The following is a 23,595-nucleotide window of genomic DNA, read 5'->3' as shown; positions in this document are numbered from 1 at the left end:
CCTAACACTTAACAAGTGGGAGATCGTGTCCGGGGATTTAGGGGGCCACTACAGACTACTACTGCATCGCGCCCGACGGCAGAATACATTTCTGGGACCACAACGGTCCAACGACCGAGACTTCGCCCAACCTCGCAACGTGGGCAAACGATGTCTGGTTGGGTGGAGCGTAAGAATTTCGGCTATGCAATACGAGCCACCGTTGAGACAATTTGAGCCGCCCCGGCATTGCTGAAAAGCTCGGGCAGACCAGGCCCGGAAGCGCTGGGTCGAACGGCACTGCTGGACAAACTACTGAAGGCGCGGCAAATACTATAGCAACCGAAACCGCGCCAAAGATTGAGCGGCAAATCGGCCGGCGAGGCTTGGATAATTGTCGTCTCTCTTCTCTTAGGCGGATGCACCGTGTTGAATACAAAATCTTCGGCGATCCAGGGAGTGAATGACAGTTTCGTTACCACCATGTTGTCACTCTATGGGACGCGCTGCTGGAGGCGCTTGTCGAACTTAGGCTGGCCGATGACTGGCAGCATATGATCGACGGGTTCGCGGCCATTCTCAGGCTGCGGCGGCAAAAGGGGGACTTATAAGGAAGCTCTTGGTCAATCCCGCGGCGGCTTTTCGACGAAAATCCACGCCCGTGCAGACGGTCAGGGACGTTCTCTTCGCTTCATCCTAACAGGTAGCTTCGGATTACAATGCCGTTCCCGATCTTCTGGCAATGCCGGTTGGCAAGCTGAGACTGTTTCTTGCAGGGGCTATGACAGCGACGCTCTGCGCGAAGAGTTGTTGGTCCACGGGATCAAACTCGTCATCCCTCCGAGGGCCAACCGCAAAGACCCGCCCGCCTGTGACTTCAGAGCCTAGAGGGACCGAAACCGCATTGAGCGGCTGTTCAACAGGCTCAAGCAATTTCGTCGCGTCGCTACCCGATACGCCAAAACCCAAAAATCCTTCGCCACCTTTCTCGTGTTGGCCGCCGCAAAAATATGGTTGCCACACTTGCGCCGGTTCGTGAGTTGTGCAGCTTAGCTGAAGCTGCCACACGCTGTAAAAAACAGGAGATAAATCTTGTATAACTTCAATTATTTAGAGCGCCAAGCAAAAGACCTGATCGCAAGTGGGAAGAGAGCGGACGCGATTAAGATTTATCTTTTCATGGCAGATGGCGACCAGTCGTTGGATGCCGGATATCTCGGTGAGCGTTTGGGAGAGTGTTATGAGAAGATCGGCGACCTTCATGCCGCAAAATATTGGTATGGAAGGGCGGTGGAGGAAAATCCCGACGTCAGGCTGACGTCCGCGGCAGCGCGTCAAAGGCTTCACGGAGTTAGCATCGAAGCCTTTTTGGGAGACGCAGACAAGTAGTTTTCAACGCGCGGCTGAAGCTACTTTGTCAACAGGGCCTAGCACCGATCGCTGAGGAAGGCGTGAAGCGCCTCGGCAAGTCCTGGGCGGTTGGATATAGCAATTCATAAGAAATTAAGTGCACGAACTTGGTCTCAGTGAGCGATTGGTGCGAGGTCTTTTCTTTAATTAGGACATGGAACGATTAATGGCGCTTATTGGTATCGATCTTGGAACCTCAAACTCTTTAGTAGCACACTGGACTGATCAGGGCGTGAAACTGATCGAGAATGCGCTGGGCGACTTTCTGACACCATCGGTGGTCAGTATTGCGGATAACGGCGACGCAATTGTCGGACGTCCAGCTCTCGACAGGCTGGTTACTCACCCGGACAAAACGGTGGCATCCTTCAAACGGTGGATGGGGACAAATCACGAGGTGAAACTTGCGAAGAAGGCATGGCGCGCCGAGGAGTTGTCTGCGCTTGTCCTGAGAAGCCTGAAAAGAGACGCAGAGGCTGCGCTCGATATCGAAGTATCTGATGTGGTTATTTCTATCCCGGCCTATTTCAGCGATCCGCAGCGTAAGGCCACCATCAATGCCGCGCATCTGGCAGGGCTGAATGTAACGAGACTTATTAACGAACCGACTGCCGCTGCACTGGCCCATGGAATCGCAAGCTCCGAGGATGGGCAATTTCTGATTCTTGATCTCGGAGGAGGCACGTTTGACGTTTCCCTATTACGCAAGTTCGACGGGGTTATGGAGATAGGGGCGTCCGCCGGGGACTCTATGCTAGGTGGCAATGATTTCAGGGACAGCTTGGCTTCACACCTCATGAACCTCCACGATATCGATTTCGGAAGCCAGCGGCCTCTGGATCGGGCCAGGTTTTTGAACGAGGCCGAGCGGATTAAGGCAGCTCTGAGCGAGACCCAGGACGCGGTTTATCATATCAACATCTTTGGAAAAGACGTTGAGGGCAAAATTACGCGACTGGAGGCAGAGGAGCTGTGGAAGCCGCTGATCACTCGGTTGCGGAGACCGATTGAAAGGGTCATTCGCGATTCCGAAACAGATCCGTCGTCGCTTAGTCAGATTGTTCTGGTGGGTGGCGCATCGCGAATGCCGCTGCTCAAGACCATGACGACCCGTTTGTTCGGGCGGTTTCCCCTGTTGCATCCTAATCCCGATCACGCCATTGCCATCGGAACGGCGCTTCAATCTGCGCTCCATGCACGGCACGAAGCGCTTGACGAGATCATCATGACTGATGTGTGCCCCTATACATTGGGTATTGCGTCGGTTGAGCAAGCCTACGGCCTAAACGAGTTGCTGATGTCGCCCATTATCGAACGCAACGCGATCATTCCGCAAAGTCGCGAGCAGTTTTACTCCACCACCGTCGATGGGCAGACCAAGATTGATGTACAGGTCTATCAAGGCGAGAACATGCGGCCTTCACAGAACATTCTGATCGGAAATCTGGAGGTGCCGGTACCGCTTGGCAAGGCCGGATCTCAATGCATTGGGGTCCGCTTTACTTATGATGTCAGCGGCGCGCTCGAGGTCGAGGTCAAGATTCTCTCGACAGGAGAACTTAAGCGTAAAGTGTTCCAAAACCAATCCAGCCTGACCGAATCCGAAATCGCTCTGCGCTTCAAGGAACTATCGAAAATCAAGTTGGCCCCGCGCGAGCAGCAAGAAAACCTCGCCTTGGTCGCAAGGGCGGAGCGCCTCTACGCCGAGGCAATCGGCGAGCAGCGCCAACAGATATCAGCATTAATGGCGCAGTTTATCGCGGCTCTGGATAATCAGAGACTGCGGGATGCGAGGCCACTGCGGGAAAAGTTTGCCAAACAGCTGGACGCGCTTGATCAAATGTGGGGCCAGCCGCAATGAGTGGCGATTGTTGGGCGTTGCTCGGCATCAAGCCCCTGAGCAACGAGGAGGCGATCCGCAAAGCCTATTCGCGACGTCTCAGGGATTTTCGCCCGGATGAGGACCCAACAGGGTTCCAGCTTCTGGTCGAAGCTCGCAAGCAGGCGCTTGCGACGGTAAAGTGCCGGATGGTAGACGTGCTAATCGCCAACCCATCTTCGCCTGACGGCATAAGCACAGACGGAGTTGCAGAGGGTTCCGGCAGCTTCGGCAATTCTGAAAATCCCGACAATCCGGCTGAGCCTGAAAATGACTCACAACGCGCCGTAGCGCCGTTTTTTTTGGAGCCCACGCAGAAGGAGAAAGCCGGAAAAGAAAATCTACCTCGGCTGCTAGATGAATTGGGTGAACTTATCAGCTTTGGAAGAGAACGGACACGTGGAGTTGCGCAGAAAGGCAACTGGCGCGTCGACAAGTGGACAGAACTATTAAACCGCGCATCTAGTGAGCTAAGTTTTGCCGAACATGCAAACTTCATCCAAGCGCTCGCAAGAGGTATCGAGGGACTGTTGCCGCCGAAGGGTGATACAATCCCGTTGTCAGACTATACGGAGGGAAAAGGCGTCGCTGCAATGGTCAACGCCATTGAGGAGGGAGCGAATTTTTCGGAAAATCCGGGCCTTCTCACCACGGTCTGCGGCTGGCAATCGGCAAAACATTATTTCGACTGGCTCGCCGAAGCGCAGCGCGGCAATGCTATTTTGCGCAGAAGTAGTCAGGGCAAACCGGCTTACTTCAATGGAAAAATCCCGCTCTTCCCCTTGGAAGATCAACCACCACGCCTAGGGACAATTGATCTCAACTCATATTATCACGAGGCTTTGGAGAAGGGGCGCTGGCCTTTCTCGTTCGATTGCACCAAGACGCTGATGCCGTCGTATTACATCATGCGGTCGATAAATCTCTGGTTTGGTCTTACCATTTTCGGACTCACTCTTGTTACCGCCTATCTGGCATGGGGAATTGGTAAAGGCACAGACATTCGATTTGCCGCTGTCTCGCTTTTGTCCTTGCTAGCATTACGTCTGACTTTTGGGATCCTTTTCCGGAGGCTCACACTCCGATCCTGGATCAAACGTATTATCAAGACGGATAAAAAACACATTTGGGACTTGGTCCGGCGGCGCAACCACCTGCAGCCTTACTCGCCTGCCAGCCAAGACTGGCCATTAATTTTTGTCACCGGTATAGAAATAATTCCTATTGTTGTCGGACTTATAATCTTGGCGGCGAGTAGCAGCAACATATGGAGCAACAGGCACCTTTACCCCTTGCCCGCCGAAAAGCTCGTGACGGACATGGTTTTACCAGCGTTTGATGCGGCAATCAGAGCCGAGGCGTTTAGCTACGATTCATTTTTCGATTTCTTTCAAAGCATTAGATCGAGCAAACCGGACGGCTTTTCGACCCGCCTGATCACGCCCGATATTCCTGCTGGAAAGTTGTCCAACTTGCTATGGCTCCCCACCCTGACCCGGAACCAAGAGCGTTTTCTTAGCGCGAGCAGCGGTCCAACGCATACCGCCTTATTTGCGTCGCTCACTATTGACCCGTCCGCCAACAGGTTGCACGAGGTCCGAAACGCCAAACTGCGCGTTTGGTCGTTTCTCTATCGTATCGGTACACCACGGATGCGTGTGGATATTGAGAAGGCTCTGAACGAGTGGGGTCCTCTTATTAGGGATGCGAAATTCCGCAATGGTTGGCCGACCGAGCAGGCAATCTGGAGTTTCATGGCTCCAGAGCTTCAAGGACTCGTTTCCGCCGATGACAAAAAGTTTCTTAGAAAGGCCGTTTTATCTGAGTTTGCGCGTCAGGCGAGGCGCTATGACTCAAAATCGAAACCGGACATTCTCTATTCACAGTTCCATTGGCTGCTGTTTGCGCCTGATACCGCATTGTTTCAGCCGCAATCTCTTCTTGCCGACACACCGCTCCCAGAAATCAAGCTTGATAATGAGTCCATCAGACGTGAGGCTTTGCCCAGCAACCCTATCCTGAGTAACTTCCTGCGGGGATGGGCAAAAGGGACGCAGCCCGACCGCCCGTCCACGATTTCATCAACCGATAAGCTCCAAGTGCAGCCTGGAATGTTCTATATTGCACGCGTGCCTGACATATCGGCATTGGCTGGGAGGCGTGCATTTTTCTTCCTTCTCGGCACTATCCTGGAGACCGACAATACGCTGCTCAGCTTGAAGATTTCGCGCCGCGGTCTAGCAAAACTTCCGGAGTCGCTTCCGGAGGACACTCCCGGTTTCTGGACCACTGCGACAGCGTATCTGCTACGGGCCCAACAACAGGAAACCGGTAAAAATCTGTCCCGGTTTTATATCGAGCACAACAGTGATGACGACGTCAGGACAATCTTGAGCAGGCTTTTGGACGAGTTACATGGCACTCCCGAAGGACAGAAGGTATGCAATTCTCGTGTTCATTTGCCAGGAGGTTCTTGTTTTGACCTGTGAAAAAAATGCCAATAGCGCGTAAGCTGATAGCAATTTTCCTGAAACTACTTTTTTCGGCTGTGTGGACATCGTTGTGATGGCAAGCTGGAAGGTAACCGGTGGTGTGCCCCCACGTTACTCGCTGCCGCCTAATCTGAGATCGGCGTTCCATGGATGAAGAACTGGCCTGCTGCCGGTTTCGTGGACACCGAGCTATATCAGCCCTTTGGAATTTGAAAACAAGCTGGGATTAGCTTAACCCCGTGTCCCATAAACCGGCAGCAGGCCATGTCGATATTTCCTTATTTAGTCGACATGTGGGATTTAATATGTCGATGCAATCGACATATATCTTCTACTGCAAGGTGTTGTGCTTCCTGGGTTTATGCGTAGGTTGTGGCCCTATCGGCCCCGGGTATTTTGTTCCCTAAACTATGAACCGATCCATCAGGAAATTGGGACGAATATCATATCCAGCGGCAATTCCATCCGGTTCAGCATGGGGTGCGCTGGGAGGATGCCGGTCCTGACAAGGCATGAGGCAAGACCCGCGCCGGAAGCGCCCGCAATATCACGTTCCATGAGGCATTTCTACTACTAAAAGTAGTAGTCGCCAAGTGGCAATTGCTCGTGTTTGAATAGGGACACAAGCGCGTCAATCAGGGGAGGGCGATATGCGTAAACCGATCGCACGATTGATCAGTGGCGGGGGACAAGGGGTGGACGATACGAGGATTGGGTTTGCTGGCGCGACTGGACAAACAGGTGAGGGCGCAGACAACGCGCCGGAAGATTGCGCTAGCGGGAGACAAGCATCCGATTGGCGGCGACCAAAAATCGGAGTTTCAAAGAAGTTTACAATGGCCCATAGAGGATACCGTCCAGAAACGGAGCAGACATGAAGACCAGCGTTGAACATTTGCCGGAACGAAAGCAGCGCGAGCTCGCGCGCGTCGTCGGAATTATTCAGGAAGAGTTTGCTGATCTGGTGGAGCGCTCGAAGTCGGACGCCAAGAAGGATGGACGGATTTTCAAAATCATTCTGTTTGGTTCTTACGCGCGTGGCACCTGGGTGGATGAACCACATACGTCGAAAGGCTATCGCTCGGATTTCGACATTCTCGTCATCGTCAGCAACAAGGAACTTGCCGATCCTAAATACTGGGACAAGACAACAGACCGGCTGATGTGGGACAAGGAAATTGAGACACCTGTCGGTCTCATCGTGCATGGCGCTCGCGAGATCAGCAATTTTCTAAATGACGGCCAACCCTTCTTTGTTGATCTCGCCCGTGAAGGCATCGTGCTTTACGAATTCGACGACAGGCCGCTGGCTGAACCGAAACCGCTCAAACCTGCTGATGCACTCAGGGTGGCAGAGGAGCATTTTGAAAAGCAGTTCAAAAATGCAGTGGGATTCCTCGAAGGCGTCGGATTTTACCTGAAGTCAGGATACCTTAATCTAGCAGCCTTTACACTCCATCAGGCAGTGGAGACCGCCTATAACTGCTACCTCCTGACACTGACAAACTATTCCCCTGCGTCGCACAATCTCAAATTCCTGCGTGGACTTTCCGAAGGTCGTGATCACCGTTTGATCGACATCTGGCCACGCGATCGTCAGCGATTTACCACGTGGTACAACATCCTGAATGAGGCCTACGTCAAGGCACGCTATTCGAAGCGTTTCGAGGTTTCCGAAGAGGCGCTCACCTGGCTTCAGGAGCGGACTGCGGAACTTCACAAGCTGGTTGAGACGCTTTGCCGCGAGCACATCGAAAAGCTCGAACAGGCCGCGAACGCCAGCGACTGAGCTTCACCCGTAGCACAAATTCGTTTGAGCTCAGGTCGCAGCCACCGCAGCGTGATGAACCACAGGGTACAACCTATTCTTTCAATCCTGTTCATCGTCTCGTTTTGGTCGGCATGGGTGGCCGTCATTTCCTCGAGCAAACGGGATTCGGTCGCGGCTCGCTTGTCTACATCACCCAGGTTTCTTAACGCTGCTGGCGCTTGCCGCGATAAGCGTCCGCAGACGCGCTGTAGACTGGTAACCCAGTGGTGCCGACGCCACTCGTATAGTGAAGATGAACCGAAATGAAGTCCACGGGATGCGGCTTATGGACCTGCCTCGGTTCGAAACAAGACCTTTGGCGTCGATGACATAGGCCGTCATGATCCTTATGCGCCCAGGCGCGCTTTTTCGGGGAGGCGGATCGAAGTCGCTGATAAGATTAGCATTCCCGTAAGCAAGGCCAAATGAAAATTCGAGTCGCGCTAGATATGGTTGCGTCCCGATGAGTTTTGCAGCCAATCTGGCTTCATATTTGGTGGGGCAGATGTTGCGGTGAATGTTGGCTAGATTTGGCCAACTGAGCTTGTTGACCTAGAGGTATTCGATCTTCCGGGATTTGCGACGTATCGTTTTTGACCGCGAGGTTGTAGCAACGGCGTAATGACCTTGACAGAGCACCCTAGGAGTCTAGAGGGGGTTTCATGTTCATTTTGGGAGTGTAGACATGAAATCGCTGGCAGCCGTTTCGGCTTTTGTGGGCAAAACCTTTGCGGTCTGGGTCATCTTGTTTGCCGTGCTCGGCTTTTATTTTCCAGAAACCTTCAAGCAGATTGCGCCGTGGATCGTTACGCTTCTGTCGATCATCATGTTCGGCATGGGGCTCACGCTTTCGGTCGACGATTTTCGTGAAGTCGTGAGGCGCCCTGTTGATGTCACCATCGGTGTGCTCGGCCAATTCCTCATCATGCCGTTACTTGCGGTGCTGCTGACTCTGCTAATCCCGATGCCACCGGAAGTGGCAGCAGGTGTCATCCTGGTTGGCTGCTGCCCGGGCGGCACATCGTCCAATGTCATGACATATCTTTCGAAGGGCGATGTCGCCCTTTCCGTCGCCTGCACGTCAGTGACGACGCTTGCTGCTCCCTTGGTGACGCCATTCCTCGTGTGGTTGTTTGCCAGCCAGTTCCTGCCGGTTGATGGCTGGGCAATGTTCCTGAGCATCGTCAAGGTCGTGCTGGTCCCGCTGGCGCTTGGAGCCGCCTTGCAGAAGCTGTTGCCGAACGTCGTCAAGGCGGCTGTGCCTGCGCTGCCGCTTGTCAGCGTCATCGGTATCGTTCTGATTGTTTCGGCGGTTGTCGGCGCATCGAAAGGTGCGATAGCCCAGTCCGGACTGATGATATTTGCCGTCGTGGTTCTCCATAATGGTCTTGGATATCTGCTTGGCTATTTTGCGGCAAAGGCGACGGGTCTCTCCCTCGCCAAGCGCAAGGCAATCGCCATCGAGGTGGGAATGCAGAACTCCGGTCTCGGTGCCGCTCTCGCGACAGCATATTTCTCGCCTCTCGCAGCTGTGCCCAGCGCCATCTTCAGCGTCTGGCACAATATCTCCGGCGCGTTGCTGGCCAACTGGTTTTCGGGGCGGGTGGACACGACGGCGACGACGGAAGCCGGATAGGATCGCCGGACGAAGATTGGCCGACGTGATGTGAAGCAGCCCGAAAGGGGTGCTTCGAAACATGACGCCTTAGATCCGTAACGTCTCGACCAAAATCGCCATCGACGCGGAAGCACTATCCGCGTCGATGGCCTAAGGCGACGATCAAGAGCATGAAAGTGTGAAAGCCCCGACCGGTTTCATATCGATATAGGTTTCGGCGGCAAGGTCGCTTGTTATCGCCCCACAAAGGCTGCCGGTGGTGACGATCTGTCCGCGTTTCAGCGTTCCATTTCTGTTGAGCTTGGAATTGGCGAAAGCGATGAGCGGGGCGAGTGGATCGGTATTAGGATGTTTCACCACCGCATCGAAACGGATATCTGTGCCTTCGGTCACCGTCAGATGCGGTAGATCGCCGGTATTGTCGGCAAAGGTATCAACGATTGCCGCGTTGATTTCCGGCCCGAGAACAAATCCGCGATTGGCAAGGCGATCCGCCAGAAAAAGCGGGAAGGGAACCTGGTTCTTTTCCACCAGCCGGTAGCCGAGGAGCTCGACGCCGAGGTGAACGGCGTCGATATGCGTCAATATATCGGCCCTGCTTAGCGGGGTTGCGGTTGCCGCGGGTATGTCGGAGGCGAGGGTGAAACAGATTTCCACCTCGATGCCTTCAACGTCTCTTCCAGTAAAAGACGCGACGTTATCCTCATCGACGCCATAACAATCGACCATCGGCGCAGCAACCGCGTTCCCGTCCGGCCGGATCGCCAGCTTCCAGCCCCCCACCGTTTTGCCTGAAGCTTCAACGAAAGCGCGTTGAACGGCCATGGCTTCCTCAAGGCCGTCTGGAACGAGGCCATCCACCTCGATTGACGCTAGCGGAATTTTGCTGCTGTTCAGGCCTGCTTTCAGAAGGCGTTGGGCCAGTTTTTCGATCGCCGTCATCCAGTCATCATCCCTCATTCTGTCTATTGGCCGAATGCTGTCACGATTTGGCGCTGCTTGCCAAGGCCATCAATGCCAAGTTCGACGACATCTCCGGCTTTCAGGAAGACCGGCGGCTTCATTCCAAGGCCGACGCCCGGTGGTGTGCCGGTCGTAACCACGTCACCTGGCAAGAGGCGCATGAAGCGGCTGATATAGGAGACGAGAGTGGCGATAGGAAAGATCATCTTCGCGGTCGATCCGGTCTGCATGCGCTGGCCGTTGACATCGAGCCAGAGTCCGAGGTTTTGCACATCGTCGACTTCGTCCGGGGTGACGAGCCATGGGCCGAGCGGGCCGAAGCCAGGCCCGCTTTTTCCCTTTGTCCATTGGCCGCCGCGCTCGATCTGGAAGGCGCGCTCCGAAACGTCGTGACAGACGCAATAACCGGCGACAACGGAAAGCGCGTCCTCTTCGCTGACATTGTAGGCGGGCTCGCCGATGACGAAGGCGATTTCCACTTCCCAGTCAGTTTTTTCCGAATCCTTCAGCAGCACGATCGGATCATTCGGCCCGGAAATGCAGGAGGTGTGTTTGTTGAACAGCACCGGCTCCTCCGGGATCGGCGTGTTGGTTTCGAGTGCGTGGTCGCTGTAATTCAGGCCGACTGCCACGAAATTTCCGACTGCGCCGACACAGGCGCCGATTCTGACATCTGGTGACACGATGGGAAGTGACGAGAGGTCGATTTTGCCAAGGTCAGCCAGGGAACGGCGCGAAAGCGTCTGACCGGTGATGTCGGTGATAACGGAAGAGAGATCGCGGATATTTCCATCGGCATCGATTGCTGCCGGCCTTTCATGACCGGATGGGCCACAACGGAGAAGTTTCATGCTGTTTTCCTTATGCTGCCGATTGCTGAAGGGCGTTTTCGCCCAGCGAAAATTCGAGCCGGTAAAGCCCGCTTTCCACCGACCCCGTCAACTCCTGTTTCGACAGTTTATGTGCCAACGCGTCGCTGGCGTTCGTTACGGAAAGGGCGGAGCCGCCTTCGATGAGTATGATCCAGTTGGGCACGCCCACCTGCCGACCCTTTCGCTCTGCTGTCGCAAGGCTGCTTGCGCCATTGTCCGCAATGCACAGGTGCACGCCGCTGACGCCGTTCAGTTTGCCGATCTCGGTCAGCGCTTCTAATAGCGCATATTGCAACGCTGCCTTCCGCTCATCGGCGGCATCAAACCGGAAGGTGGCGATAAAGCCGCCGTCACCACATGCATGGGAGTATTCGGTGTTGCACACGCCGCGCGTCGTGTTGCGAAAGTCGGCGGTCGATTTTTTAGTCCAGGGCGTGGGGCTGTTCAGCCGCTCCAGGTAGGGCTGGCCAACCAGCACCTGTGCGTCCGCCGCTTCGTAGAGCGTGAAATATTCCGGGGTGCCCTGTTCGGCGACATAGCGGCGTCCGCGCAGGAAGCCGGGGATCGCCACGCGTTCCGGAATATGCTCGCGATTATGCCATTCGATGAAGTTTTCGCGGCCTTCCGGCAAGATGTCGTTCCAGATGGCGACGACGGCTTTTCCCAAAAGAGACATAGGTTACCTCAATATGTTGCACGACCGCCGGACAGGTCAAAAACCGCGCCGGTCGAAAAACTGCATTCGGAAGAAGAGAGCCAAGCCACCATATTGGCGACCTCGGCGGGTTCGAGAAAACGGCGCATCGGGATGCGCGAGAGAATATCGTCCAGCCGTTCCTTCGGCGCGTCGATGCTCATCGCCGTCAAGGAAGCGGCGGGTGTGATGGCGTTGACGAGGATGTCCGATGTCGCCAGTTCCTTGCCGAGGCTTTTCGTCAGCGCCACCAACCCCGCCTTGGCGGCGCTGTAGGCGGCGGCCTGATGCATGCCCTCTTTTGCCTGGATCGAAGCGACATTGACGATGCGGCCGGCGCGGCTCCTCTTCGCCGTCTCGATCATCAGCGGTACGAGGGCACGGCAGACAAGAAACGAACCGATGAGATTGACGTCGATGATCCGACGGAATTCCTCCACCGGGATTTTCCAAAGCGGCGCGACATTGCCGACAATGCCGGCATTGTTGACAAGAATATCGAGCCTGCCGATTTGGCTGCGCAATTCGGCGGCAGCCACGTCGATGCTTTTAGGTTCGGTAATGTCGACACCGGATGACGTAAGGCCGGCAAACTGGTGTTGTTTTACGCAGGCTGGCAGGTCCCAATGGACGACCGTCGCTCCGCAGTCGCGAAGGCGCTGGCTGATGGCGGTGCCAAAGCCGCCCGCAGCGCCGGTAACAACCGCCACCTTGCCCTCTAAATCATAATATGTGGACATGTTTTAAACCATTGTTCCGCGTGCCAGCCCGGCGGCATCCGCCGGACTGGGAGCATCCGTGCTTATTTGGCGATCAGGCCGTTGGTGAAGAAGGCGTTTGCCGGCATATCGGTCTTGATGTCCTGATATTCCTTCATCAGGTCGAGTGTCTGCTGCCAGTCGGCAACAGCCATTTCTCCGAGCGGTGCGGAGGGTGCCGTGGGCGACGGCAGAAGCTTGAGCGAGATTTCAAGCTGCTCTTTGAGGAGTTTCGGATCGCCGGTAGGCTTTTCCTTGACCGCTGCCGCAACCGCCGCATCAGGATCGGCCTTGGCCGCTTCGATGGATTTCAGCGATGCCGCGACGAAACGTTTGACGAGGTCCTCGTTGTTGTCGATGAGCTTCGTGTTGGTGACGATGGTCAGGCCCTGCGTGTTCACACCGAGTTCCGCAAAGGAAAACACCTTCTGTTGCAGGCCTTTGGAATTCAGAACCACCACCTGGTTTTCAAGCCCGCCGAGGATGCCTGCTGCGCGATCCTGCATGATGGCGATGATCTTGCCGGGGCCATCCACATTCAGAATGTTGACCTTGGAGGAGTCGACGCCGTTTTTTTTCCAGATGGCTGGCAAGAGGGCGAGAGATGCTTCGCCGGCACTGGCGGCGACCGTCTTTCCTTCCACGTCCTTTATGGAGTTCACGCCGGAATCAGCCCGGAACGTCATCGCATAAGGCGAGGTATTGAGCAGGCCAAGCACGGATTTGACAGGCGCGCCTTTCGAAGCGCCGGCAATCACGCTGCCGCCATCGGCAATGCCGAACATATCGCCGCCGGTTGCGACGGATTGCACGGTGCGTGCCGAACCCTGACCTTCGCCGATTTGCAGATCAATGCCGGTGTCCTTGTAGAAGCCCTTTTCCGCGCCGTAATAAAAGATGGTGTGGACGCCACTCAAAAGGAAATTGAGGCGGAGCGTCACCTTGTCTTCGGCTGCGGCCGATTGCACACCCGCCAGGCCGACGGTAAGGGCAAGCACGCCGCCCGCCAGTGTTTTCTTCATTGTATTAAACATTTTATCCTCCCTTTTTAATTAAAGTCCTGGTTCAGGTCGTGCTCTTGCCCACGGTGAAATCATCTCGGCGCTGGGAAACATGCCAGGGGATGGCAAAGCGCTCGATCAATTCCACAATCCCGTAGAGAAGCAGGCCAAGCAGGCTTAGCACGATGATGACGGCGAAGGTCATGCTGGTGTTCATGTTGCCGTTGTAATTCAGAAGCAGATATCCGAGCCCGTTATCGGAGGCGACGAACTCCGCCACCACGGCTGCAGTGGCCGAAAGTGCGGCAGCGACCTTAAATCCCGCAAAAAGGGAGGGCAGGGCGCCCGGCAGTTCCACTTTCCAGAAAATCTTCAGGCGTCCGGCCCGATAGCTTTTGGCGAGATCGTAGACCTCCGGCTCGATGGACTTGAAGGCCACGATGGAGTTGACGACGATCGGGAAAAAGGAAAGCAGGAAGACCAGCAGAATTTTGGACGGCAGGCCGAAGCCGACCCAGATGATGAAAAGCGGTGCGATGGCGATCTTCGGGATGATTTGCAGGATCACCAGCAGCGGGTAAAATATCGCCTCGAAGGCACGCGAATAGACCACCAGAAGCGCAAGAAGCGTTCCCATGACCACCGCCACCAGAAAGCCCAGCACCATCGGTTGTAGCGTATAAAGCGATGCCGTGAACACGATCGGTATATTGTTAAAAAGGTCCGCAAACACTCTGCTCGGGGCCGGCAGAATGTATTCCGGCACCTTTAGCGCTCTCACCGCAATCTCCCACACGACCCCTGCGCCCACGAGACTGGCCATCGTGTGGGCTTGGCCTTTGACGGCCCCCATGACTTTCGAAAACATGTTTCCTCCCGAAATTGCCCGGCCGTTCACCGCGCAATTTTTGATATTGGAACAATGTTCCATATAGACTGATGTTTCGTCAAGTGGTAATTCAGGCAGGACAAGAGGATTGGAATGCAGCGGGAGGAGTGCATGTTGCAGAAGAAAACCGAAAGGAAGACCTATGAGCAGGGCGTCTTGCTGGAGGGTGTCAGTAAATATTTCGGGCACCCGGATGCGCCGGTCGTGGCGCTGGAAAAGCTCGATCTGACGATTGGCGACGGGGAGTTCGTGGCAATTGTCGGCCCTTCCGGCTGCGGCAAATCAACGATGATGCGGCTGATCTCACGGCTTTCGCACGCCAGCACCGGCCAGATTTCCGTTTTTGGCGATGTTTCAAATAACCCGCCGCCCGGCATGAGCATCGTTTTCCAGAATCACGTGCTTCTGGCTTGGAGAACGATTATCGACAATGTGCTGTTCCCGGCCGAAATGACCGGCAGAAACCGTGAGGAACTGAGACCCCACGCATTGGCGCTTCTTCAATCCGTTGGCCTGAAAGACTTTGCCAATCGATATCCGCACGAACTATCCGGCGGCATGAAACAGCGCGCATCCATTGCGCGTGCGCTTCTGCTTCAGCCCAGGCTTTTGCTGATGGATGAGCCTTTCGGTGCGTTGGATGCGCTGACGCGCGAACAGATGCGTATCGACCTTGAAGCGCTCTGGCTGAAAAATCGTATGACGGTGGTGTTCATCACCCATTCCATCGACGAGGCGGTTCTTCTGGCGGACCGCGTCATAGTCATGACGCCGCGGCCGGGCCGAATTGAAAAAGTGCTGGAGATCGACATGCCGCGTCCGCGTGGACTGGCGGCACGGCGCGAGCCGGAATTTATCGAAAAATCCGAGGAGATCACCGAGATATTCCTATCGCGCGGCATTCTGCAGCGCCATGCCTGAACCGGCGGCGTCTCCTGGTTTTCGTTGAAGCCAAAGACGCCGCAACAGCCGATTTTCGCATCGCCTTGGGGTTCCCTCCCGATAGTGGCCGTGCACCTGCGACCGGAGAGTGAGATGGAAAAGACGATCAATGTACCAAGCGGCGGTGTCGAGCGGACGATCGCCATGCTGGAGCTTCTTGCCTTGGCCGAAGAGCCGCTGAAGCTTTCCGATGTCGCACACCAGCTCGATATTCCCAAAAGCGCTTGTCACCGTATCCTGACATCGCTCATCGACAACGGCTGGGCGTGGCAGAGCCCGGAAAGCGATTGTTACGCGTTGACCATGCGCATGGCGCTGGTGGGCCAGAAACAGCTGGCGCGCCTGCAGGTATCCGATCTGCGCCAGCCGATCCTCGACGATCTTGCGGAGCGCACCCGTGAACTCGTTCGCCTGACCGCCGTTCAGAACAACACTCTCGTGTGGGTCGGCTCGGCGCGCGGCCGCCGTTCCGGTCTGGTATTCGAGCCCGATATGAGCGCCGGCATCGTTCCCTACGCTACGGCGAACGGCAAGATATGGCTGGCCAGCCTCGAAAGGGAGCGGGCGCTCAGGATTGCGCTCGAGGCCGGACTTGGCCAACCCGGCCAGCAGGCTGCCAACGCCATCAACACGATTGAAGCGCTCAACAAGGAACTGGACGCTGTTTCTCGCCTCGGTTACGGCCGTGCGGTTGGCGAAGCCGAGGAAGGGGTAGGGGCAATCGCAGTTGCCATCCGTCAGGATAAGGAAGTTGTCGGCACCATGAGCGTTGCCGCGCCGCTCACGCGGTTGACCGATGAGCGTGTGGCGGAAATTCTGCCGCTTCTGGTGAGGGCAGCGAGCGATATGGAAATCGCCTGGTAATCGGCGTCAACCGGCCGAAAGCACTTAATATCACGGGGATGTTGAATAAGGATCGGGCGGCAATGCCGCCCGATAAATGTTTGACTTAGGCTACGTCCGCATCGAACTGGATGCTGTGCAGGCGCTTATAGAGACCATCGGTTGCGAGCAGCTCGCGACGGCTTCCCTGCTCGACAACCTGACCATTGTCCATCACAACAATCTTGTCGGCGCGGTTGATCGTGGAGAGCCGATGGGCAATCACAATCGACGTCTTGTTGAACGTCAACCGCTCAAGCGCGTCTCGAACAAGTGCTTCGGATTCCGAATCGAGCGCGCTCGTTGCTTCATCGAGGATCAATATATCCGCATCCCTCAGCATGGCGCGGGCGATGGCAATACGCTGACGCTGGCCACCGGACAGACCGGAACCGTTTTCCCCAAGCTTGCTGTCATAACCATTAGGCATGTTCATGATGAAATCATGCGCATTGGCCGCTTTTGCCGCAGCGATGATTTCCTCATCGGTGGCGTTGTCGCGACCGACGGAAATGTTGTGCTTCACCGTCCCCGAGAAGAGGAAGGTTTCCTGGCCGACGTAGGAAACATGCTCACGCAGGCTGGCAAAAGACACGTCACGCAAATCCATTCCGTTGATCTCGACGGAACCGCTCTGCGGATCATAAAGACGCATCATGAGGTTGATGATCGTCGACTTGCCGCTGCCGGAAGGCCCGACCAGCGCAGTCATCTTGCCACCCTCGAAGAGAACGCTGACGTCCTTCAGAACCGGCTGGTGAGCAACATACTCGAAGCTGACGTTCTTGAGTTCCACATTGCCGCTCGCTTTGGGGAGCGGCTGGGCATCCTTCTTTTCGGCGAGGGTCAATGGCGCGTCTAGAACCTCGAACATCATGCGCACGCCGATCATGCCGCCCTCGATCTGAACTCGCATGCGGGCCAGACGCTTGGCTGGCTCATAGGCGAGAAGCAGGGCAGTAATGAAGGCCATCAGGTCGCCCGGTGAACCACCTTTTTCAAGAACGGTGTAACCGGATACGGCGATGACGACAGCAATGGCGAGGCCAGATAAGGTCTCCATGATCGGGCTGGTCGCCGCTTCTAGCTTCGCAATGCCATTAGCGCGTTGCTCAACTTCAGAGACTGCCTTGTTCATGCGCTGGCGCATCAGCTTTTCAAGCGAGAACGCCTTTATGACGCGCACGCCGATGCTGGTTTCCTGCACGACATTGACGATTTCCCCGAGCGACGCGAGTTCGGCCTCCATGATTTTGCGAACTCGACGCAAAACAAGGCGAACACTAAAAATCGCGATCGGCCCAATAATCATGGAAATTGCACTTAGAAGGAAATTCTGGGCGAACATCACGATGACGAGGCCAAGGAGAGAAAAAAGATCACGAACGAAGGTCGTAACGATCGTGTCGATTACGCTTCGCGCGGACTGGGCATTATAAGTCACGCGAATGAGGAGTTCGGAAGACGGCAGATTTTGAAAAAAGGAAACTCCCTGCTTCAGAAGCCGATCATAGATTTTGCGTTGTTGCTCGGCAACGATACTGTTACCTGCCTTGCTCAGATAATAGCTCTGTACGAAGGTAGCGAGGCCCTTAACGATAAAGATTGCTGCAACCGCGAAGGCAATCTCCAGAACAACGTTAAAACCCTGCTTCAGATAAACACTGTTGACGATGTCGCGCATGATCCATGCGCTGAGAGAGGTTGTGCCGGCGACAACAACCATTGCCGCAATTGCTGCAGTGTACCAACCAACGTGTTTTTTGAAGTTCTCTTTGAAAAGTCGCACCAGCAACTTCTTGTCGTTTGGCGACAAAAACGATCTGATCACCGAAACATCCTTATTTAGTGTATACGCCGTCACGCGTTGCAGTGGCTATTTGATCACGTACAGAGCAAAATGTTCCACATGATCCTCGGTTGAAAATGGCACTGTTCACGAGTGCGAAATTTTCTTGGAGTTGCAGGGTATGATCAAGTTGATTGCCATCTATCTTCAAGCCCATGCAAATAAGCTTGCCGCGAACAAGTGTCAACTGACCATGCGACCCAAGGGCGCGGTTGGTCCTCCCAATCAAGCTGATCTATAACACTCTATTTGCAAAGGTGGATCTGCGGCCGTGGATACACCCAACGAACATTGACGCGCGAACCGAGGTGTGCGGCGACTCAAATGAATAAAGGGGTGAAAGGAAAACGATTGGGAGGCGGGTTGCCTGACCTGATCGATTGGATGTATCTTCAAGCCCCGTTCATATTTCGCGTTGGCAAACCGGTAGCGGCTCGCCATGGCGGCAAAACGAGTACAATTTGACTTGACTCCCTTTTCTCTGTCCGATGTGACCATAATTTCGGTTTGCTACCGTAGTGACGAAGTCATTGCTGGCATGGTGGCTTCAGTTCCGGCTGGCGTCCCCATTGTGCTTGTTGACAATGGAGGCACCAATGGTTTCGACACATTGCCCGATGAGCGTGTAGTTGAAATTGTGAAGCTCTCGAATAATGAGGGTTTTGGCAGGGGGTGTAATGCCGGCGCCATACTTGCCGATACGCCTTACTTACTGTTTTTAAATCCGGATGCTCGCCTACAGGAAGGAGCTCTTGAAGCATTGCTTGAGGCAGCAGAACGTTACCCCGCTGCTTCAGCGTTCAATCCTCGTATAGCAAACAAAAGCGGTGGCGCTTATTTTAAGCGGAGGTCTTATCTCTTGCCTCGAAGGGAATATATGAAGCGTGGCTGGCCCAAAGAGGATTGTGAAGTTCCTGTTCTAAGTGGTGCGGCGTTATTTGTTTCAAAATCTAATTTTGAGGCAGTCCAAGGGTTTGACGCAAGAATATTCCTTTACCACGAAGACGACGATATTTCCCTACGGCTGCGGGAATTGGGTCCACTCTTCTATGTTAAAGATGCCGTCGTCGAGCACGCTGGGGGTCGTTCATCAGCACGGTCATCGGAGGTTGCGTACTTCAAAGCTTTTCATATGGCGCAATCCAGAATTTATGCTGGGCGGAAATATCGGAGACCTGTACCGGAATTGACAACTTTTCTGGCGGGTTTTTTGCTTTTGCTTTCACCATTTAGCCTTGTATCGCGACGGAGGCGCGCAAAGGCTTGTGGTTTGATAAAAGGTGCTAGAGAAATGTCCCCTAAACCGAAGGATTAGGGCTTATGAGTTCGGCCTATGTGATTGATGATACGACAAAGTCAATGTTGCAGCACGACAAATTATTCACGGCTCTTTATTCGTTGAAGAGTGAGTGTGTTCTTGATCGATACCTAACTGATAGCGATGGATAGAGTTTCTTTGTGGAAAGTACGCCGGGAGATTAACCGACTCGGCCAACAATTGTTCGGGCTCCCCATGGAGCTCGTTCGGCGTCTGTATTTTCGTCGTTGGTACGACCTGCGAACATCAAGGGCAATTAGGCGTACGGTCGGCCGAGTGCCGATCGGAGACGAGGTTGGAATATATCTCATTTTTCCAAAAGACGGCCTTCTTGAATCCCATCTAGCGATGATTGAGGAAATGAGGCGTGCCGGTATTGCGCCCGTTGTCGTAGCAAATTTGCCGTTATCCGACGATGACCGTGGGGTACTAATTCCCCGGGTCGCTCGGATTATTGAAAGACCCAATGTGGGCTATGATTTTGGTGGATATCGCGACGCATTCTTGGATTTCGCAGCTGAGTTGGGCAGACTTCAGAGGGTATGGCTATTGAACGATTCCGTGTGGCTCGTTCCCCAGCCAACGAGTTGGTTCGATGACGCCCGTGCTCTCGGCACTGACTTAGTCGCCGCTACATCAAATTTCGCCATGCCAAGGGTGGATCCGCATCGCTATGATGAGATAACTTGGCATCACAGCACAGGACATAAAAATTTCCATTATGCGTCATATGCGATGGGATTTGGCGCGCGCATTCTTGGCGAGCCAGCTTTCTTGCGTTATTGGCGCAGACTCCAAATCAGCGATGATAAAGCACGAACAGTACGGCGTGGCGAGATTGGATTGACGCAATGGGCATTGCGCCGCGGGTTCTCTCATGCAGCTACATATGAAGTCAGTCAATTGGACCAGGAGCTTGCTGGTTGTGATAACCAAGAGATTGATCGTATCGCACGTGAACTTGTAATTCCTGACGATGCCGCACTCGAGATGGTCAAAGTAAAAGTGTTAAGCATCGATCCTGATACGGTTGAGGGCCGCACCAAGCGAATAGCGCTAATCCTGACTACGGTTTCGAGGCGCGCCAGCGCATATGCTCTTCCTGGATATTCTCTGAGACGTGGTTTCCAGTTTTTGAAAAAATCGCCGCTTTGGTTATCTCCGGGCGGAGCAGAGACAATGGCGAGACTGATTGCGAAGATTGAAGGGCCGATCGGAAACCAAATTCGCAGAGAGGCCGTAAGGGCATTAGGCAACGATTCTCAGGATCTTGGTATTATAATGCGTGATCCAACCAGGGAACATTAAAATGAAGTTCTTTAATGTTCAGCCGGCTGAGACTAACTTCTCAGCCCGAAGCGATACGTGGCTCCAATTCGGTCCATTTGAGAAGTGGTTGGTTGGCGCTCAGCGTCCCAAACGGATCGTTCAGCTTGGATCTGACTATGGTTTCCCATATTTTTGTTTCTGCCAGGCCGTTTTGGAGGCAAATATTGAGGCGGAGTGTTATGCCGTTGATAGATGGCAAGGCGGTAAGAACAACGACGTAACTTCAGACGACGTTTTTGAACAGATGTTGGAGCGAAATAGGCCTTACGTAGGGTTCAGTAAACTATTGAGAAAAAGCTCTATTGAGGCCCTGGATGATATTGCCGATGGTTCAGTCGATCTGCTCCATTTTGGCTGCTGTCAATTTAATCAGGATGTGAAAGCAACTTTCGAAAGTTGGACTGCAAAATTATCTTCCCGCGCTGTAGTTCTATTTCAAGGGATGGGCGTTGATGAACAAGAGGAGGTGACTTCGAGATGCTGCGAGGAGATTTCGGCTAAGCGCCCCTCATTCAATTTAACACAACAGAACACTTTGGGGGTGATGTTTTGGGGCGAGGAAATCGCAGGCGAGCTAGCGCCGTTGTTGCGGTCGCTCAATGAAATAGGGGGGCGTGACAAGGCGGTTAATTCATCTGCATTGGCAGATGAAAGTCACGCGAAGCATGCTTGTCGTCGTATTGCTCTTAGTGGGTGTGAATACATCCTGCGAGAAACGTGTGGTCTTCAAAATGAACCCTGCCAAGAGTTAAAACGATTTCAAATTGAGCGTGAGCTTTTGCAGTACGAGACAGCGAATAAACTTTCGATAGTCACTAAAGCCAAGGAGTTCGATGTAGAAATTTTGGAGTCATTTCTACGAGATGCTCGGAATAAACCTCTGAAGCAATTAAGAAATAAAATGGCTTTTGGTTTGCTAAATCTCCTTGCGGGTGTTAGTGCGCCATTGTCTCGGCGGAGATCAGCGCGTTTTAAGCGGTCAGCCGCCAAGCGTGATCCGATGCGTACGGAACTTCGACCGTGGCGCAAAGCTGAAACTCCTTATGAACAAGTATTGTCAGAATGGAGAACCCAGCGATTAAAGTTGTCTTCCGATCTTGATAAGCTTGCCCTTTGCCTAAAAGACGGACCTCTAATTTCGGTGGCTGTGTCTATCTGCGACCCCGAATTGTCCCGGCTGGTGGAGTTTATCGAGTCTATTCTCAAACAAAGCTATTCGAATTGGGAACTCTGTCTTGCCGTCGATCGATCCGTAGATACAAAAATAACGCGGATTATCCAGGATTATTCTGACCGCGATGAACGTGTACGTATTCTCCTCTGCAAAGAAGAATGCTGTATTTCGGAGCTCCTCAATAGCGCTGTTGATTGCGCCGACGGAAAATATATATCATTTTTAGGTCAAAATGACTTACTTGACCCGGACGCATTGTTATTTTCTGCTCAGGTCATCGACTGCAACCCAGAAGTGAAGATCATCTACGCTGACGAAGATCTTATTGGTGAGGATGGCAAGAGGTTTTCGCCAAATTTCAAGCCTGATTGGAATGCAGAACTACTTTACGGAATGAATTACATTGGAAATTTTGGCGTTTACGATGTGGACCTAGTACGGAAGGTCGGCGCTTTCCATTCCAGATTCAAATATGCGCAGCAGTATGATTTACTTCTTCGCTGTATCGAGCATGTTGAAGATAATCAAATCCGTCACATAGCGAAAGTGCTGTATTCTTGCCGCGATACATCTCAAATCAGTGTTGTGTCTGGTCGATCTAGTCCGCTCGCAAGTGAGGATGGCCGACGCGCGTTGGAAGAGCATGTCAAGCGCATCTCGGGGAAATATATGCTGGTTGTCAACGGCGTTTTTCCGTTCAGCTATCGTGTATTGTGGCCGATTGAGGGGAATCCCCATGTTTCAATCATCATCCCAACACGAGACCATCTCGATGTGCTTCATGTTGCCGTGGAGTCCATTCTTGAGAAGACCACGTATCGAAATTTTGAGTTAATTATAGTCGACAACCAGTCGGTCGAAAGCGAAACTTTGGTGTGGCTGGAGCGGATTCAGCAGCTTGATAGCCGCGTGCGGGTAGTGCGAGACGAGAGACCGTTCAATTACTCAGCTTTGAACAATAGCGCCGTCGCCCAAAGTCGGGGAGAAATTGTTGCGCTGGTAAACAACGATATTGAAGTAATATCTCCTGACTGGTTATCGGAAATGGTATCGTTGGTTCAGCGGCCAAAGACTGGGTGCGTAGGCGCCAAGCTGCTTTACCCCAGCGGGCGCCTTCAGCATGCAGGCGTTGTAATTGGTATGGGCGGAATTGCGGGGCACGGCCATCAGTTTTTCCCTTTTGATCACCCGGGTTACTTTGGACGTTTGGCCGTCAGGCAAAGTTATAGTGCCGTAACTGCAGCTTGCTTGGTAGTGCGACGCGAAACATATGAAAGGGTCGGAGGGCTGAATGAAACGGATCTGGCTGTTGCGTTTAACGATGTCGATTTTTGTCTGAAAGTGCGCGAGGCCGGTTACAATAATATTTGGACTCCATATGCAGAACTCTACCATCACGAGTCGATCAGCCGTGGCTTGGAAAGCACACCAGAAAAAAGAGAACGGTTTCAGCGCGAGGTGGAGTATATGAAAAAGAGATGGCGGGCGGAAAGATTTTTGGACCCCGCCTACAACCCTAACCTCACGCTGGAATCGACAGGCTTCGTCATGGGCGATCCAAGTTGGTCAATTGGAGAAATGGTTGGAACAGGGTGACCGGCTCGTGTCGCCGGCCTGCCACTTCTATTGGGTGAATCGTTCGACGAGGCTTATGTCGCCTGGCGATGATGAGAAGTGCTCGACCATGAACCGTTGTTTTGTAAAAGATGCGGGTAACAGTTGGATGTAGGTTTGTT

Annotated in this window: 18 protein-coding genes and 2 pseudogenes; 12 read left to right on the top strand and 8 right to left on the bottom strand. The window is 53.7% G+C overall.

What is annotated here, in order from left to right; genetic code table 11:
- Positions 1 to 62: 62 nt before the first annotated feature.
- The 5 genes and pseudogenes from AC5SEO_RS25510 to AC5SEO_RS25490 all read left to right on the top strand — a co-directional run.
- Positions 63 to 173: pseudogene (locus AC5SEO_RS25510) on the top strand (SMI1/KNR4 family protein); the annotation flags it as partial.
- 300 nt (positions 174 to 473) lie between these two features.
- Positions 474 to 1,032, top strand: a pseudogene (locus tag AC5SEO_RS25505) (IS5 family transposase); the annotation flags it as partial.
- Positions 1,033 to 1,071: 39 nt separating this feature from the next.
- Entirely contained in the window at positions 1,072 to 1,368 is a 297-nt protein-coding gene (locus tag AC5SEO_RS25500; protein WP_236772241.1) for a hypothetical protein, read from the top strand.
- Between the two features lie 187 nt (positions 1,369 to 1,555).
- Positions 1,556 to 3,250 (top strand): Hsp70 family protein, encoded by a 1,695-nt coding sequence (locus AC5SEO_RS25495; RefSeq protein WP_112200613.1) that lies wholly within the window; start codon positions 1,556 to 1,558, stop codon positions 3,248 to 3,250.
- A complete protein-coding gene (locus tag AC5SEO_RS25490) occupies positions 3,247 to 5,757 on the top strand; it encodes a J domain-containing protein (RefSeq protein WP_162691751.1) in 2,511 nt (836 codons plus the stop codon). Before AC5SEO_RS25495 ends, AC5SEO_RS25490 begins: the two co-directional genes overlap by 4 nt.
- Before the next feature lie 426 nt (positions 5,758 to 6,183).
- Here AC5SEO_RS25490 and AC5SEO_RS25485 read toward each other — a convergent pair whose 3' ends face one another.
- A complete protein-coding gene (locus AC5SEO_RS25485; protein ID WP_019567047.1) occupies positions 6,184 to 6,318 on the bottom strand; it encodes an HAD hydrolase-like protein in 135 nt (44 codons plus the stop codon).
- Positions 6,319 to 6,634: 316 nt separating this feature from the next.
- Here AC5SEO_RS25485 and AC5SEO_RS25480 point away from each other — a divergent pair, with 316 nt between their 5' ends.
- Positions 6,635 to 7,549 carry a nucleotidyltransferase and HEPN domain-containing protein gene (locus tag AC5SEO_RS25480; protein WP_112200611.1) on the top strand — a complete coding sequence of 305 codons (915 nt, stop codon included), beginning with the start codon at positions 6,635 to 6,637 and terminating at the stop codon, positions 7,547 to 7,549.
- A gap of 706 nt (positions 7,550 to 8,255) precedes the next feature.
- Positions 8,256 to 9,206 carry a bile acid:sodium symporter family protein gene (locus AC5SEO_RS25475; protein ID WP_112200610.1) on the top strand — a complete coding sequence of 317 codons (951 nt, stop codon included), beginning with the start codon at positions 8,256 to 8,258 and terminating at the stop codon, positions 9,204 to 9,206.
- Positions 9,207 to 9,350: 144 nt separating this feature from the next.
- On the opposite strand, the gene AC5SEO_RS25470 is transcribed toward AC5SEO_RS25475, so the two are convergent.
- The 6 genes from AC5SEO_RS25470 to AC5SEO_RS25445 all read right to left on the bottom strand — a co-directional run bounded on the left by AC5SEO_RS25470 (position 9,351) and on the right by AC5SEO_RS25445 (position 14,344).
- On the bottom strand, positions 9,351 to 10,130 hold the full coding sequence (locus AC5SEO_RS25470) for a 2-keto-4-pentenoate hydratase (protein ID WP_013761193.1): 780 nt from the start codon (positions 10,128 to 10,130) through the stop codon (positions 9,351 to 9,353).
- Positions 10,131 to 10,153: 23 nt separating this feature from the next.
- Complete coding sequence (locus AC5SEO_RS25465; RefSeq protein ID WP_013761192.1) at positions 10,154 to 11,002, bottom strand: fumarylacetoacetate hydrolase family protein; 849 nt, start codon at positions 11,000 to 11,002, stop codon at positions 10,154 to 10,156.
- A gap of 10 nt (positions 11,003 to 11,012) precedes the next feature.
- Positions 11,013 to 11,699, bottom strand: coding sequence for a DUF4286 family protein (locus AC5SEO_RS25460; protein WP_013761191.1), 687 nt, complete (start codon positions 11,697 to 11,699; stop codon positions 11,013 to 11,015).
- An 8-nt stretch (positions 11,700 to 11,707) separates the two neighbouring features.
- Complete coding sequence (locus tag AC5SEO_RS25455; RefSeq protein ID WP_174069140.1) at positions 11,708 to 12,457, bottom strand: SDR family NAD(P)-dependent oxidoreductase; 750 nt, start codon at positions 12,455 to 12,457, stop codon at positions 11,708 to 11,710.
- 62 nt (positions 12,458 to 12,519) lie between these two features.
- Complete coding sequence (locus AC5SEO_RS25450; protein ID WP_112286258.1) at positions 12,520 to 13,509, bottom strand: ABC transporter substrate-binding protein; 990 nt, start codon at positions 13,507 to 13,509, stop codon at positions 12,520 to 12,522.
- A gap of 31 nt (positions 13,510 to 13,540) precedes the next feature.
- Positions 13,541 to 14,344, bottom strand: a complete 804-nt coding sequence (locus AC5SEO_RS25445; RefSeq protein WP_111788514.1) for an ABC transporter permease — start codon at positions 14,342 to 14,344, stop codon at positions 13,541 to 13,543.
- A 132-nt stretch (positions 14,345 to 14,476) separates the two neighbouring features.
- Here AC5SEO_RS25445 and AC5SEO_RS25440 point away from each other — a divergent pair, with 132 nt between their 5' ends.
- Positions 14,477 to 15,286 carry an ABC transporter ATP-binding protein gene (locus AC5SEO_RS25440; RefSeq protein ID WP_112951604.1) on the top strand — a complete coding sequence of 270 codons (810 nt, stop codon included), beginning with the start codon at positions 14,477 to 14,479 and terminating at the stop codon, positions 15,284 to 15,286.
- Between the two features lie 114 nt (positions 15,287 to 15,400).
- Positions 15,401 to 16,171, top strand: coding sequence for an IclR family transcriptional regulator (locus tag AC5SEO_RS25435; RefSeq protein WP_111784072.1), 771 nt, complete (start codon positions 15,401 to 15,403; stop codon positions 16,169 to 16,171).
- Positions 16,172 to 16,256: 85 nt separating this feature from the next.
- On the opposite strand, the gene AC5SEO_RS25430 is transcribed toward AC5SEO_RS25435, so the two are convergent.
- Complete coding sequence (locus AC5SEO_RS25430; RefSeq protein ID WP_111784073.1) at positions 16,257 to 18,020, bottom strand: ABC transporter ATP-binding protein; 1,764 nt, start codon at positions 18,018 to 18,020, stop codon at positions 16,257 to 16,259.
- Between the two features lie 457 nt (positions 18,021 to 18,477).
- Here AC5SEO_RS25430 and AC5SEO_RS25425 point away from each other — a divergent pair, with 457 nt between their 5' ends.
- From AC5SEO_RS25425 to AC5SEO_RS25415, 3 genes are all read left to right on the top strand, one after another.
- On the top strand, positions 18,478 to 19,353 hold the full coding sequence (locus AC5SEO_RS25425; RefSeq protein ID WP_495364151.1) for a glycosyltransferase family 2 protein: 876 nt from the start codon (positions 18,478 to 18,480) through the stop codon (positions 19,351 to 19,353).
- Positions 19,354 to 19,632: 279 nt separating this feature from the next.
- Positions 19,633 to 20,664, top strand: a complete 1,032-nt coding sequence (locus AC5SEO_RS25420; protein WP_495364150.1) for a rhamnan synthesis F family protein — start codon at positions 19,633 to 19,635, stop codon at positions 20,662 to 20,664.
- A 1-nt stretch (position 20,665) separates the two neighbouring features.
- Positions 20,666 to 23,455 (top strand): glycosyltransferase, encoded by a 2,790-nt coding sequence (locus tag AC5SEO_RS25415; RefSeq protein WP_495364149.1) that lies wholly within the window; start codon positions 20,666 to 20,668, stop codon positions 23,453 to 23,455.
- Positions 23,456 to 23,595: the final 140 nt, after the last annotated feature.

The sequence above is a fragment of the Agrobacterium sp. K11 genome, from assembly GCF_059429395.1.
The sequence above is the reverse complement of the archived record's forward strand: the minus strand, read 5'-3'. Positions and strand labels throughout refer to the sequence as shown.

Coding starts and splice junctions, on each gene's coding strand:
- AC5SEO_RS25460 (WP_013761191.1), bottom strand. CDS start 11,699: ATGTCTCTTTTGGGAAAAGCCGTCGTCGCCATCTGGAACGACATCTTG.
- AC5SEO_RS25485 (WP_019567047.1), bottom strand. CDS start 6,318: ATGGAACGTGATATTGCGGGCGCTTCCGGCGCGGGTCTTGCCTCATGC.
- AC5SEO_RS25470 (WP_013761193.1), bottom strand. CDS start 10,130: ATGACGGCGATCGAAAAACTGGCCCAACGCCTTCTGAAAGCAGGCCTG.
- AC5SEO_RS25450 (WP_112286258.1), bottom strand. CDS start 13,509: ATGTTTAATACAATGAAGAAAACACTGGCGGGCGGCGTGCTTGCCCTT.
- AC5SEO_RS25425 (WP_495364151.1), top strand. CDS start 18,478: ATGGCGGCAAAACGAGTACAATTTGACTTGACTCCCTTTTCTCTGTCC.
- AC5SEO_RS25475 (WP_112200610.1), top strand. CDS start 8,256: ATGAAATCGCTGGCAGCCGTTTCGGCTTTTGTGGGCAAAACCTTTGCG.
- AC5SEO_RS25465 (WP_013761192.1), bottom strand. CDS start 11,002: ATGAAACTTCTCCGTTGTGGCCCATCCGGTCATGAAAGGCCGGCAGCA.
- AC5SEO_RS25455 (WP_174069140.1), bottom strand. CDS start 12,457: ATGTCCACATATTATGATTTAGAGGGCAAGGTGGCGGTTGTTACCGGC.
- AC5SEO_RS25440 (WP_112951604.1), top strand. CDS start 14,477: ATGTTGCAGAAGAAAACCGAAAGGAAGACCTATGAGCAGGGCGTCTTG.
- AC5SEO_RS25480 (WP_112200611.1), top strand. CDS start 6,635: ATGAAGACCAGCGTTGAACATTTGCCGGAACGAAAGCAGCGCGAGCTC.
- AC5SEO_RS25415 (WP_495364149.1), top strand. CDS start 20,666: ATGAAGTTCTTTAATGTTCAGCCGGCTGAGACTAACTTCTCAGCCCGA.
- AC5SEO_RS25435 (WP_111784072.1), top strand. CDS start 15,401: ATGGAAAAGACGATCAATGTACCAAGCGGCGGTGTCGAGCGGACGATC.
- AC5SEO_RS25445 (WP_111788514.1), bottom strand. CDS start 14,344: ATGTTTTCGAAAGTCATGGGGGCCGTCAAAGGCCAAGCCCACACGATG.
- AC5SEO_RS25495 (WP_112200613.1), top strand. CDS start 1,556: ATGGCGCTTATTGGTATCGATCTTGGAACCTCAAACTCTTTAGTAGCA.
- AC5SEO_RS25490 (WP_162691751.1), top strand. CDS start 3,247: ATGAGTGGCGATTGTTGGGCGTTGCTCGGCATCAAGCCCCTGAGCAAC.